Source organism: Methylomagnum ishizawai (assembly GCF_900155475.1).
GTDB lineage: Bacteria > Pseudomonadota > Gammaproteobacteria > Methylococcales > Methylococcaceae > Methylomagnum > Methylomagnum ishizawai_A.
The window spans coordinates 2,460,078-2,473,179 of sequence record NZ_FXAM01000001.1; the positions used below are offsets into that span (position 1 = coordinate 2,460,078).

The window sequence follows — 13,102 nt, forward strand, 5'->3', positions numbered from 1 at the left end:
TCCAGACCCAAGGATGAACCCGCGATGCCCCCAACCTTCCAACCTGTACGATACGTTGATGCTCCTGTTCCAACAAGCGCCTTGGCGCGAGGTAAGGAGCAAAAAATAATCCGGCTTATTGCGGGAGGCCGTAGGCGTCAACTCCGGATTAACCGCCCGACCGCCCCGCATTGCTTCTCGCCCAACTCGAACCCGAATATCCCCAAATCCTCCCGCATATGCTCCGCCGAGCCGGTCCCGGTCAGGGGCACGATGCCGATCTGGGTCAGGTAGCGGAACAGGATTTGTGCCGGGGTGCGTCGGTATTGGGCGGCGAGTTGTTTCACCGTGGCGTGTTCCAGCAGCTTGGGATTGGCGGTGAGGGTCCAGAAGCTTTGGTAGACCATGCCATGCTGTCGGCAGAATTCGCGGATTTCGCGGTCGTAGCCGGTTTCGGCATAGAAGCGGTTTTGCACCACCGCCGGTTTGATGCGGGCCGCGCGGTGGAGGTTTTCCAACAGCTGCGGCTGGTAGCAATTGCTGATGCCCAAGCGCTTGACCGCGCCGCTATCGTGCAAGTCTTCCATGGACCGCCACACTTCCAGGGTTTCCCGTTCCTGTCGCAAGGGCGAATGCAGCACCAAACCATCGAGATAATCGGTGCGTAGATTCTCCAAGGACACCGCGAACGATTGCCGGACCTGTTCGGCCAGCGGAGCCTTGGGGTCGTAGGGAACCCGCGCCGGGTCTTGGCCGTCGAGCGGCGTGAACTTGGTTTGCAGGTAAAAGTCGTCGCGCCGCAAGCCCGCGCCCAGGCAGGCCGCCAAGCCCTCGCCGACGCCGGGTTCGTGGTAATGCTTGGGCTGGCAGGCGGTGTCGATGCCCCGGAAGCCTTGCCGGATCGCGAGTTCCACCAGTTCGGCGGTGCGTTCTTTTTTCCAGGCCGTGCCGTAGAGGATTCCGGGCATACTGGAAACGGCGGGAGCATCGGGCGTTGTGGTCATCGGGGAATCCTCGGGTGGGCTGGGAGTGGATATTATCCGGCTGGGGCGGATTCCGGCCAATCCGGTTGGGATGGAATGGCTTGTCTCCGAAGCCCCCGGCCTTTATAGTGTCCGCCTTGCTTCAGCCAAGGCCGCCATGTTCCAGCACCGCCCGCCCATCGCCGACACCGCCAGCCGCGCCGCCCCGCGTCTGCTTACGCTCGCCCTGCTGCTGCCCTGAGGGGCAGTCATCCATACCTTTCCTCATTCCAGCGCACGTATTTTCGGCCCCCGCACCGGGGGAAGGCTTTAGATTCACGGGGATTTCCATGAGCGACAAACTCATTATTTTCGATACGACTTTACGCGACGGCGAGCAGAGTCCGGGCGCGTCCATGACCCGCGACGAAAAGGTCCGCATCGCCAAGGCTTTGGAGCGGATGCGGGTGGATGTGATCGAGGCCGGTTTCCCGGCGGCGAGTCCGGGGGATTTCGAGGCGGTGCAGGCGGTGGCCCGCGCCGTGAAGGAATCGGTGGTGTGCGGTTTGGCCCGCGCCCTTGATCGCGACATCGACCAGGCCGGCGAGGCGCTGAAAGACGCCAAGCGGGCGCGCATCCATACCTTCATTGCCACTTCGCCCATCCACATGCAGCGCAAGCTCAGGATGGAGCCGGACCAGGTGGTCGAACATGCGGTCCGCGCCGTGAAACGAGCGCTGCAATATACCGACAATGTGGAATTCTCGCCGGAGGACGCCGGGCGCTCGGAGGAGGATTTCCTTTGCCGCATCCTGGAAGCCGTCATCGACGCCGGGGCCACCACCCTGAATATCCCGGATACCGTGGGTTATAGCCTGCCCGAGCAATTCGGGGCCACGATCCGCCGTTTGCGCGAGCGCATCCCCAATTCCGATAAGGCGGTGTTCTCGGTGCATTGCCATAACGATTTGGGCTTGGCGGTGGCGAATTCGCTGTCGGCGGTCATCAATGGGGCGCGGCAGGTCGAATGCACCATCAACGGCTTGGGCGAACGGGCCGGCAATGCCGCCTTGGAAGAAATCGTCATGGCGGTGAAGACCCGCAAGGACGTGTTCCCCTGCCATGTGGACATCGATACCCACGAGATCGTGGTGTGTTCCAAGCTGGTGTCGAGCATCACCGGCTTTCCGGTGCAGCCCAACAAGGCCATCGTCGGGGCCAACGCCTTCGCCCATGAATCCGGCATCCACCAGGACGGCGTGCTGAAGCACCGCGAGACCTATGAAATCATGCGGGCCGAGGATGTGGGCTGGAGCGCCAACCGCATGGTCTTGGGCAAGCATTCCGGGCGCAACGCCTTTAAAACCCGCGTGCAGGAACTCGGCATCGAATTCGCCTCCGAGGCCGAATTGAACGACGCCTTCCAGCGCTTCAAGGAACTGGCCGACAAGAAACACGAGATTTTCGACGAGGATTTGCAGGCGCTCATCACCGAGGCCGCCACCGAGGCCGAGGACGAGCGGGTGCGTTTGGTGTCGCTCAAAGTGTGTTCGGAAACCGGCGAAGTACCCTGCGCCCGCGTGACCCTGCGTTTCGACCACCAGGAAGTGACCGGCACCGGCACCGGCGGCGGGGCGGTCGATGCCAGCCTCAAGGCTATCGAGTCCCTGGTCGATACCCGGTCGCATCTGGTGCTGTATTCGGTCAACAGCATCACCACCGGCACCGACGCCCAGGGCGAAGTCACCGTCCGCCTGGAAAAGGCCGGGCGCATCGTCAACGGTCAGGGCGCGGACACCGATATTGTGATCGCCTCGGCCAAGGCGTATATCAACGCCGTCAACAAGCTGCTGCTGCCGCGCGAGCGGATGCATCCGCAAGTGGCGGGCGATGTTTAACCCTTACCGGGCTTGAGGGGACGGCTCCGCGCCGTCCCCGTCCGCGCCATGTCGCCAGATCAACGCCGTCTCGACTATCTCAAAGCTATGGGCATCGATGCTTGGGTGCCGCGTATTGCCGCGCCCTATGCGCCCGTGGCTGTTTTCATTCCCTATGCCGATCAAACCCTCGAAGTTCCCATCGCGGGGACACCGGAGGAAGCCACCGTGCCGCCCATCCCCGCTGACGTGATTCCCGCCGTGGAAACACCCGCGCCGGTCCCGTTTCCTCAACCGCAACCGCAGTTTGTTCCAGAACCGGAGCCGCCGCCGCCGATCCTTCCGCCCGTCCCGAATCCTGTTGCAATGCCTCCGCCTGGTATCCCGTGCCCGCACAACTGGGACGATCTCGCCGCCCAGGTCGTGGCCTGCACCGCCTGCCCCCTGCACCTGACCCGCACCCAGACCGTGTTCGGCGTGGGCGACCGCGAGGCGCGGTGGATGTTCATCGGCGAGGCGCCCGGCGAGCAGGAGGATTTGCAGGGCGAACCCTTCGTGGGCCGGGCCGGGCAATTGCTCAACGAGATGATCCGGGCCATCGGGCTCAAGCGGGAAGAGGTCTACATCGCCAATATCTTGAAATGCCGTCCGCCCAAGAACCGCGATCCCGCCCCCGAGGAAGCCGCCGCCTGCGAAAACTACCTCAAGGCCCAGTTGGCGCTGGTGCGGCCCGATATCATCGTCGCCGTGGGCCGCATCGCCGCCCAGAATCTGTTAAAAACCGCCACGCCCATCGGTAAACTACGCGGTCAGGTGTATGCCTACCAGGAAATCCCGCTGGTGGTGACTTTCCATCCGGCCTACCTGCTGCGCTCCCAGACCGAGAAGCGCCGGGCCTGGGACGATTTGAAACTGGCTCTCCGCACCTTCCGCCAACGACAACAACAATAAGCCCCGCACATGTCCGAGCTACTCGATGCCCTCAAACGCTGGATCAGCTACGACGCCGAAACCGAATTCTATTGCAAACATTTTCCCAGCCTCGCGGAGTCCGCCGAAATGGTGCTGCGGCCCATGCGTAAATCCGATCTGAAAACCGTCTGCGCCATCGAGCAATCCGCCTACGAGTTCCCCTGGGAACCCGCCACCTTCAAGGATTGTTTCAACGTGGGCTATTGCTGTTGGGTCGGGGAAAAGGGCGGGCAGGTCTTGGCCTATGGCATTTGTTCGGTGGGGGCGGGGGAATCGCACGTGCTGAACCTCTGCGTGTCGCCGCAGAGCCAGGGCCGGGGCTTCGGGGCGCTGATGCTGGGCAAGCTGATCGAGGTGGCGCAGGGCCATCGCGCCGAGAGCATGTTCCTTGAAGTCCGTCCCTCCAACCATGCCGCGATCCGGCTCTACCAGAGGATGGGGTTCAACGAGATCGGCACCCGCCGCGATTATTATCCCGCCCGCAAGGGCCGCGAAGACGCCTTGGTGATGGCGCGGATGCTTTGATCGAGACTTCCCCGGCCCGTGCTGTTTCCGGGTGATCGCGTCGTGGGGATAGGGAACGGGTTGGCCTGTGGCTGTGGAATCCGTTCCGAACCGGCGGGGTAAGGGAAGATTTTTCCGCCCTGGCGGGGCCGGGCATCGAGACGGCGGGCCGGTCCCGGTGGGACCGGCCCGCCGCAAGAAAGGGATTAGAAGCGGCGACCGCCACCGAATCCGCCACCCCGCTTGCCGCCGAAGCCACCGCCGCCGCCCTCGCCGCGGTCTTCGCGGGGCCGGGCTTCGTTGACGGTCAGGCTGCGGCCACCGACTTCCTTACCATGCAGGGCGGCGATGGCCGCTTGTGCCTGCTGGTCGGAACCCATTTCCACGAAGCCGAAACCCTTGGAACGGCCGGTATCGCGGTCGGTGATGACGTGCGCGGATTCCACCGTGCCGTGCGGGGCGAACATTTGCTCCAGTTCGCTATTGTTGACGGAATAGCTCAAGTTGCCGACGTACAATTTCTTACTCACAGAAAACTCCTAAAGACAGATAGAACATAACTCACGAACCAGACCCGACCGAGCAACTTGTGACGAGCTCGCCGATTCACCCATAAATAAACAATGTTTCCGTCCGGGATTCTGTAGGTGCCTATCCCTATGGATATTCCCGAATCCCGTGGAGACTTGTTTTACCGCTCCCTACCGGCCAGGGGTTTCATGCCCTGGGCCATCCTCCGCATTTCCCTCGCGGAGGTTTCCGACAACGCACGGCCCGAGGCCATGCGTGGTGGCTTATTCCTCAATTCCATCGCCAGGGTATCGGCGGGAGATTTCCCCGCTTGAATCCCCGTGCGGTTGTTGCCGCCAAGCCCAGCCTTGGGACCGGAACGGCTCCCTGGCTCAAAGGGCGCGACGGCGCGGCCCATGCGTCCCGCGGCGTCCCGTGGAGCGCCGCTCGGGATGGGGGCCGCGCGGGCGGCTCCGGTACGGCGGCGGTGCTTCGCCGGACGGATGGCCGGGGCTTTTTTCCGCCATCGCCACTTGCGCCGGGAGTCTGCGTCCCAGCAGGCGCTCGATATCCCTGAGCAGTTCTTTCTCGTCCTCGGATACCAGGGACACCGCTTCGCCGACGGCCCCGGCCCGGCCCGTGCGGCCGATACGGTGGACGTAATCCGCCGGGATGTTCGGCAGTTCGTAGTTCACCACATGGGGCAACTCCCGGATATCGAGGCCGCGGGCGGCGATATCGGTGGCGACCAGCACCTGCACCCGGTCCTGTTTGAAATCTTCCAGGGCCTTGGTGCGGATCGACTGGCTTTTGTTGCCATGGATCACCGCGACCTGGAAGCCGTCCCGCTCCAATTGCTGGGCCAGGCGGTTGGCTCCGTGCTTGGTGCGGGTGAACACCAGGGTCTGGCCCCAAGCATGGGAGTGCAGGAGGTGGGCGAGCAGGGCTTGCTTGCATTCCCGCTCGACATGATAGACGCGCTGGTTGACGCTGGCGGCGGCGGTGTTGGGCGGGGCGACCTCGATGCCGAGGGGATGGCGCAGCAGGCCGCCGGACAAGGCCCGGACTTCCGCCGAGAAGGTGGCCGAGAACAGGAGGTTCTGCCTGATCTTGGGCAGCAGCGAGAGGATGCGCTTGATGTCGTGGATGAAGCCCATGTCCAACATGCGGTCGGCTTCGTCCAGCACCAGGAAGTCGACTTCGCCCAGCTTGGCCTGGCCTTGCTCGACCAGGTCGAGCAGGCGTCCGGGGGTGGCGACCAGGATATCGAGGCCGCGCTTGAGGGCGTCGATCTGGGGCTGCATCCCCACGCCGCCGAAGACGGTGGCGGAACGGAGCGCCGTGTGTTTGCCATAGGTGCGGATGCTGTCGCCGACCTGGGCGGCGAGTTCGCGGGTGGGGGCCAGGATCAGGGCGCGGGGGGCGCGGCCCTGGGCCGAGCGTTCGCCGGTGCGGCCCGCATCGAGCAGTTTTTGCAGAAGGGGCAGGGTGAAGGCGGCGGTTTTGCCGGTGCCGGTCTGGGCGGCGGCGAGCAGGTCGCGGCCTGCGAGTATGGCTGGAATGGCTTGTGCCTGGATGGGCGTGGGTGCCGTGTAACCCTGTTCCGCGATGGCCCGCAGCAGGGCTTTATCGAGGCCGAGAGAAGAAAATGCCATGGAGTATCCCTAAGGTCCGCCTGTCCTGGGGTTCCGCTGGGGAACGGTTGCGAAGCGGCGGATGGTGTTTAACGGGACGCGGCGGGGCCGCGCTGGGTTTGCTGGAGGAAGGAAGCGAGTCAAAGGCCACCGGGTGGCGTCCGTGGGGGAAAGGGCCGGATCGATCCTCGTGGCGGGGAACTATCCGCCGCCGCGACAAACTGTGCAAAGCATACCGTTATTTTGGGAGGATTGCTAATGGCCGGGGTTGCCGGGCGATTAGGGGCCGGGCGGAATGCGGGGCGGTGTGGATTACCGTTATTCGGGCGGTTTTGCCGGACCTTGATTTCCATGGGGACATAATCCGGGATTATGCCGGGAGGGCCAATCCGCTCGATCTTTTCCGGCGGCGCGGGCGATAACGATGGGCGCGGCAATGGTGTAGACTTTGCCCATTTTCCACCCTACCGGCCCATCTCGAAGGATAACTCCATGAAAACGCGCTTGTTCCTGCCTTTGTTCCTGCTTTGCGCCGCGCTGGTTCCAGGGGGGGCCGCCGCCGACCCCAGGGATGAACGCAACCTGCATCCGTTCGCCATCCTGGCCGATCTGGTGTTGTTGCGGCCTTTCGGTTTGGCGCTGACCGTGGGCGGGGCGGGGGTGTTCATCGCGACCACGCCTTTCGCCGGCATCGCGTCCATCGCCCCGCCCCACGACGCTTTGCAGAAGAGTAGCGAGATGCTGGTGCTGGCCCCGGCGGCGTTCACCTTCATGCGGCCGCTGGGCGATTTCAGCTACCAGATGGGCGGCGTCTATTCCCGCTGAGCCGGGCGCGGCCTACCGCGCCAGCTCGGCGAAGCTCGTATCCAGCACCCGATAGGCCCGCCAGTCCTTGTGGTTGAAATGCCACCATTCGTTGGGGTCCACGCCGAAGCCCTGGGCTTCCATCGCTCGCCGCAATAAATCCCGCGCTCGCCGGGCCTCGGGTGGGCCACCCGCATAATCGGGATGCGCCCGTTCCGAGAATTCATCGTAGCCACTGGGCATCGCCACTTCCTTCCCCGTCCGCAACTCGTACAGCCCGACATCGACCGCGCAGCCCCGGTTGTGCTTGGAACCGGTCTTGGGATCGGCCACGAAGCCGATGGCCCGCTCGTGCGGACTGGCGGAATCCCACAGCGCCTGGGTCACGGACCAAGGCCGGTAGGCGTCGTAGATCAACAGGCCATAGCCCAATGCCAGGAGGCTGCGGTTGGCGCGGACCAGGGCTTCGGCGGCGGGCCGTTGCAGGAAGGCCTTGGACTCGGGGTAGAGCGGATGGCCGGTGAAATTGTTGGCCGTGGCGTAACGGATATCGGTGTGAATGCGCGGATCGAGCCGGACGACCTCGGCGAAATCGGGGTCGCGGAACGGGCCGGGTTCTTGGGGCGGGGTGGAGCGGCAGCCCGCCGCCACCGCCAATATCAGGATCGGGATCAAGCGCGAAAACCGGGTTGGATAGGCCATGGGATCGCTCCTCGCATCGGGTTGGAATGCCTATTTGCCTTGCCGCCGCCAGCGTTCGACGATGCCGTCCATATCGAGATCGTCCGGGCCTTCCCGCCAATAGGTGTAGAAGTCGGCATCGTTGCTGTTGGGCGCGGGGTCGGGTTTGAAAATCTGGCTGCGGGTCGGCAACGGAATGGCCTCGCCCAGGATCATGGCCTCGCCCCGGCCCAGCGAGGTGAGGATATCCACCAAATCGGCCTCGCCTTCCGGCACCAGTTTGCGGACATAGGCTTGGTCGTCCGGGTTGGTGATGCGCAGGCAAACATAGGTGCCGCACTGCGACAGCACGGTTTCCGACAAATCCTTGGGCCTTTGGGTCACCACCGCCAGCCCCACGCCGTATTTGCGGCCTTCCTTGGCGATGCGCTCCATCGATTTGCGGGTGCCTTCGTACTGGGTGCCGTGTTCCCTGGGAATATAGGAATGGGCTTCCTCGCACACCAATAGGATGGGGAATTCCCGGTTCTTGGGGTTCCAATAATTGAATTCGAAGGCGAGCCGCCCGATCTGGGCCGATACCGTGGGCCGGACATCGAAAGGCACCGGGCTGAGGTCGATCACGGTGATCTGGCGTTTGGGGTTGCCCAGCCCCACGAAATCGCGCAGCAGTCCCGCCATGGTTTCCGAGCGGTTGCGGCGCTTGGGATTGAGCAGGAAGTCATAGCGCACATCGCTGAGGCGGCTGTGCAGTTTGATGAGGAATTCGTCGAACTGCCCGAACAGCGGACCTTTGGTCTTGCCGAAGTCGGTGCGCATCTCGTTGGCTTCCTTGAAACTCTTATAGACCTCCTGGATCGGGAAATGGATGGGCGAATCCAGCGACACCGTTTCCATCCCCAGGGTTTTGGCCGATTGTTGCTTGAGGGCCAGGATGGTCTCGCGGAAGAACGCGGTCTGCACCGAGGCGCCGGGGTCGTTGCGGTCGATGAACAGGTCGCACAGTTCGGCGAAGGTCATCAGCCAATAGGGGATTTCCAGGCGGCGGGCGTCGAGGTGGCGGGTTTGGTCGGGCTTGAAGGCGGCGGAGACCTGCATGTCCTGCTTGTCGGTCCAGTAATACTCGCCGTGCAGGTCCAGCAGGATGATATGGGCCTTGGGCATGGCCTTGACCATGTGTTGGATCAGGCTGGCGACCGACCAGGATTTGCCCGAACCGGATTGGCCGAGGATGGCGAAATGGCGGCTGAACATCGCGGTCGGGTCCAGATGCACGCCCACCGTGGGATGGCTACGCAGATAGGCTGGGGTGAAGCCGAAGCGCTTGTTGTGGGTGAAAATGGTGTTGATCTCGCTGGATGAGACCATGTGCAGTTCCGCGCCCGGCGTCGGGAAGCGCCCGACCCCGCGGCGGAAACCGCCCTTGGGGTCGATCTCGCCCAGCGGGGTGATGGATAAAAGACTGCCGGCGGCGGAGCGGCAGGCCGCGCCGTTCAGGGCGGCGCGGCCGGCCTGGATGTGGTGGATGAGGCCGATGATCCGGCTATTGTGCTGGCGCACCGAGACATAGGCACCGACCTGGCCGACCACTTCGGGTTTGCCATCGATTTCAAGCGTGGCTTGGAAGCCGTCCGGCTCGGATAGGAGTTGGCCTTGGAAGCGGCCCGCCCGTACTTCGAGGAGATGGCCGATAAGGGTGTTGGAAGTGTCCGCCATGCTGAACTCCGGGGCGATGGTTGGTTGTGCGGGGGAAGGCGTGCGGGCGTGGCCGCGGCCCCGGTATTATCGGCCAAACGCGGAGGATGCGCTCAAGCCGGTCCCGCCCGTGTCTTGCGAACTCCCGCCGCCCGGATGGATCGAAGCTTTCCATGAACACTCCCGCCCGGCCTGGGAATCCGCGCCCGGAACGCCCCCACAAGGGAATTGGACTGCGCCCCCGGCCTTGTTATGCTTGGCGTCCACCGCCGCAACGGGCGGAAACGTACCCCCCGGCCCGGGCCACGGGCCGACGACAACGAGAATAGCGATCATGCGCGAGCCAACTCCCAGAGCCATCCATCTCAAGGACTATACCCCGCCGGAATATCTGGTCGATACCGTCGATCTGTTTTTCGAACTGGATGAGGAAAACACCCGCGTTACCGCCAAACTGCGGGTCCGCCGCAATCCGGATGCCGGGGGCGGGGGAGGGGAGTTGGAACTCTGCGGGGAGGATTTGATCCTGGAGACGCTCAAGCTGAACGGTCGGCCTTGGGCGGCTTCCCGCTACCGGCTCACCCCGGAAGCCTTGTTCCTGTCCGGCGTCCCCGACCGCGCCTTCGATCTCGAAATCGTCACCCGGCTCAATCCCAAGGCCAACACCGCGCTGGAGGGGCTTTATCTCTCCAACGGCATGTTCTGCACCCAGTGCGAGGCCCAGGGTTTCCGCAAGATCACCTATTTTCCCGACCGGCCCGATGTGATGGCGGTTTATACCACCACCCTGGTCGCCGACCGTGACCGCTATCCGGTGCTGCTTTCCAACGGCAATCCCATCGCCCAGGGCGAATTGAAAAATGGCCGCCATTGGGTGAAGTGGGAAGACCCGTTCAAGAAACCATGTTATCTGTTCGCCCTGGTGGCGGGGCGTTTGGCCTGCCTGGAGGAGGATTACCGCACCGCCTCCGGGCGCGGGGTGAAGCTGCAAATCTTCGCCGAGCCGCACGACCTCGACAAATGCGGCCACGCCATGCAGTCGCTGCGCAACGCCATGCGCTGGGACGAGGAGACCTATGGCCGCGAATACGATCTCGACCTCTATATGATCGTCGCCGTCAACCATTTCAATATGGGCGCGATGGAGAACAAGGGGCTGAATATCTTCAACACCAAATATGTGCTGGCCCGGCCCGATACCGCCACCGACACCGATTACGAGCATATCGAGGGCGTGATTGGCCACGAGTATTTCCACAACTGGACCGGCAACCGCATCACCTGCCGCGATTGGTTCCAACTCAGCCTCAAGGAAGGGCTGACGGTGTTCCGCGACCAGGAGTTCTCGGCTTCCCGCACTTCGCGCCCGGTCAAGCGCATCGACTCGGTGAACATGCTGAGGACGCGGCAATTCGCCGAGGATTCCGGCCCCTTGGCCCATCCGGTGCGGCCCGAGTCCTATATCGAGATCAACAATTTCTACACCATGACCGTGTACGAGAAGGGCGCGGAAGTGGTGCGGATGCTTCATACCTTGCTGGGCGCGGACGGCTTCCGCCGCGGCAGCGATCTCTATTTCCAGCGCCACGACGGACAGGCGGTCACTTGCGACGATTTCGTCAAGTGCATGGAGGACGCCAACGGGGTCGATCTGGCCCAGTTCCGGCGCTGGTATAGCCAGGCCGGGACGCCGGAACTCCATCTCCACGCTGTCTACGACGCGGCCAGCCGCAGCCTCGCCCTCACCGTCCGCCAGAATTGCCCGCCCACGCCGGGGCAGCCGGTGAAGCAGCCGTTCCATATCCCGCTGGCCGTGGGCTTGCTGGGACCGGATGGCCGGGAGTTGCCGCTACGGCTGGAAGGCGAGGCCGCGCCCCACCCGGAAACCACCCGCGTCCTGCATGTCCAGGCCCAGGAGCAACGGTTCCGCTTCGTCGATCTGCCGGCCAAGCCGGTGGTTTCGGCCCTGCGGGGTTTTTCCGCGCCGGTCAAGCTGCATGTGGAGCGCAGCCCGCAGGAACTGGCCTTCCTGTGCGCCCACGACCCGGATTTCTTCAACCGCTGGGACGCCGGGCAGGAACTCGCCGCCCGCGCCCTGCTCAGGCTGGTGCCGCGCTGGGCGGTGGGCGAGACCTCCAAACCGCTGGAACCTTTGTTGCTGGAAGTCTTCCGCGCCCTGGTCGCGGGGGAATGGGAGGATCGGTCCTATCAAGCTTTGTTGCTGACCCTGCCTTCCGAGGAATATGTCGGCGCGGCGATGAAGGCCATCGAGCCCGAGGCGGTCCATGCCGCCCGGCAATGGGTCAAGCGGGAATTGGCGGTGCATCTGGAAGCCGATTTCCTGCGGCTTTACCAAGCCTGCCACGAGGACCGCCGCGACCGTTTCGACGCCGCGACCATGGGTCGCCGCCGTCTCAAGAACACCTGCCTCGCCTATCTGGGGGAATTGGAAACCAGGGCTTCCCAGCGCCTGGCCGTGCGCCAATTCCGCGAATCCCACACCATGACCGACCGCATCGCCGCGCTTTCGGTCATCGTCAACAGCCACAACCCTGAGCGCGAGGTCTGCCTGGACGAGTTCTACCAGCAATGGAAGGACGAGTCCCTGGTGGTCGGCAAGTGGTTTTCCATCCAGGCCACCTGCCATCTGCCCGGCACTTTGGCGCGGGTGCGGGCTTTGATCGCCCATCCGGCCTTCGATTTCAAGATGCCCAACCATGTGCGTTCCTTGATCGGGGCGTTCTCGCAGTCCAATCCGGTCAATTTCCACGCCAAGGACGGGGCGGGCTACGCCTTCCTGGCCGACCATGTGATCGAACTCAACACTATCAATCCGCAGATCGCCGCCCGTTTGTTGACCGCGCTGACCCCGTGGCGCCGCTACGACGACGAGCGCCAGCGCTTGATGTGCCTGCAATTGCAACGGGTGGCGGGCACCTCGAACATCTCCAAGGATGTGTACGAAGTCGCGATGAAAAGCTTGTCCTGATGCCCGCGCTAGGGGCACCCCGATCCTGGGGTCGGCGCGGGCCGGGAGGGCGGCGGGGTCGGTGCCGTCTTGCTGGTGCCGACATCCCCGCTGTGGGGGTGGGGGTTTAAGCGGCGGGTTTTTCTTCGGCGGTCGGGGTGGCCTCGGCGGACGCTTCGGCGGCGGCTTCCGTCGGTGTTGAGGGTTCTTCCGCGGGCGCTTCCGGCGCGGTGGTGGCTGCTGTGGGTTCCGCCGGAGTGGCCGAACCGCCGCAGCAAGCGCCGCCGTGGGCGTGGGTTTCGGCCTGGGCTGTGCCACCATTCGTGTCCTTGCCCATCAGGGTATAGACCGGGCAGCTACCCAACAGCCCGGTGGCGAGCGGCACCAGCCCGATGAAACCCCAAGCGCCAACGACGCCGACCCCGGCCAGCACCGTCAAAAGTCCACCCGCGCCGATGCGGATGTATTTTTCCGTCGGGCCGATGTTCTTCTTGCATAGATCGATAGCCATACGTA

Annotated in this window: 12 protein-coding genes; 6 read left to right on the plus strand and 6 right to left on the minus strand. The window is 63.9% G+C overall.

All coding sequences use genetic code 11. From position 1 onward, the window contains the following. Positions 1-137 precede the first annotated feature (137 nt). Positions 138-983 carry an aldo/keto reductase family protein gene (locus B9N93_RS10930; protein ID WP_085213550.1) on the minus strand — a complete coding sequence of 282 codons (846 nt, stop codon included), beginning with the start codon at positions 981-983 and terminating at the stop codon, positions 138-140. Positions 984-1,291: 308 nt separating this feature from the next. Here B9N93_RS10930 and B9N93_RS10940 point away from each other — a divergent pair, with 308 nt between their 5' ends. The 3 genes from B9N93_RS10940 to rimI are packed head-to-tail and all read left to right on the plus strand — an operon-like array spanning position 1,292 to position 4,315. Beyond that, positions 1,292-2,839: a 2-isopropylmalate synthase gene (locus tag B9N93_RS10940; protein WP_085213555.1), complete on the plus strand. Its 1,548-nt coding sequence runs from the start codon at positions 1,292-1,294 to the stop codon at positions 2,837-2,839. Positions 2,840-2,887: 48 nt separating this feature from the next. Further along, on the plus strand, positions 2,888-3,769 hold the full coding sequence (locus tag B9N93_RS10945) for a uracil-DNA glycosylase (RefSeq protein ID WP_085213558.1): 882 nt from the start codon (positions 2,888-2,890) through the stop codon (positions 3,767-3,769). Between the two features lie 9 nt (positions 3,770-3,778). Then, a complete protein-coding gene (gene rimI, locus B9N93_RS10950; protein WP_085213561.1) occupies positions 3,779-4,315 on the plus strand; it encodes a ribosomal protein S18-alanine N-acetyltransferase in 537 nt (178 codons plus the stop codon). A gap of 185 nt (positions 4,316-4,500) precedes the next feature. Here the strand turns inward: rimI and B9N93_RS10955 are convergent, their stop codons facing one another. After that, positions 4,501-4,824, minus strand: coding sequence for an RNA recognition motif domain-containing protein (locus B9N93_RS10955; RefSeq protein ID WP_085213563.1), 324 nt, complete (start codon positions 4,822-4,824; stop codon positions 4,501-4,503). A 129-nt stretch (positions 4,825-4,953) separates the two neighbouring features. On the opposite strand from B9N93_RS10955, the gene B9N93_RS25480 reads away from it, so the two are divergent. Beyond that, a complete protein-coding gene (locus tag B9N93_RS25480) occupies positions 4,954-5,139 on the plus strand; it encodes a hypothetical protein (protein WP_217807293.1) in 186 nt (61 codons plus the stop codon). 57 nt (positions 5,140-5,196) lie between these two features. On the opposite strand, the gene B9N93_RS10960 is transcribed toward B9N93_RS25480, so the two are convergent. Next, a complete protein-coding gene (locus B9N93_RS10960; protein ID WP_176225229.1) occupies positions 5,197-6,459 on the minus strand; it encodes a DEAD/DEAH box helicase in 1,263 nt (420 codons plus the stop codon). A 471-nt stretch (positions 6,460-6,930) separates the two neighbouring features. On the opposite strand from B9N93_RS10960, the gene B9N93_RS10965 reads away from it, so the two are divergent. Then, positions 6,931-7,263: a hypothetical protein gene (locus B9N93_RS10965; RefSeq protein ID WP_085213565.1), complete on the plus strand. Its 333-nt coding sequence runs from the start codon at positions 6,931-6,933 to the stop codon at positions 7,261-7,263. A 12-nt stretch (positions 7,264-7,275) separates the two neighbouring features. Here B9N93_RS10965 and B9N93_RS10970 read toward each other — a convergent pair whose 3' ends face one another. Further along, positions 7,276-7,944, minus strand: coding sequence for a M15 family metallopeptidase (locus tag B9N93_RS10970; protein ID WP_085213567.1), 669 nt, complete (start codon positions 7,942-7,944; stop codon positions 7,276-7,278). A 30-nt stretch (positions 7,945-7,974) separates the two neighbouring features. Beyond that, positions 7,975-9,639, minus strand: coding sequence for an ATP-binding protein (locus B9N93_RS10975; RefSeq protein WP_085213569.1), 1,665 nt, complete (start codon positions 9,637-9,639; stop codon positions 7,975-7,977). A 313-nt stretch (positions 9,640-9,952) separates the two neighbouring features. Here B9N93_RS10975 and pepN point away from each other — a divergent pair, with 313 nt between their 5' ends. Further along, positions 9,953-12,607 (plus strand): aminopeptidase N, encoded by a 2,655-nt coding sequence (gene pepN, locus B9N93_RS10980; RefSeq protein WP_085213571.1) that lies wholly within the window; start codon positions 9,953-9,955, stop codon positions 12,605-12,607. Between the two features lie 106 nt (positions 12,608-12,713). Here pepN and B9N93_RS10985 read toward each other — a convergent pair whose 3' ends face one another. Beyond that, a complete protein-coding gene (locus B9N93_RS10985) occupies positions 12,714-13,097 on the minus strand; it encodes a YgaP family membrane protein (RefSeq protein ID WP_085213574.1) in 384 nt (127 codons plus the stop codon). Positions 13,098-13,102 lie beyond the last annotated feature (5 nt).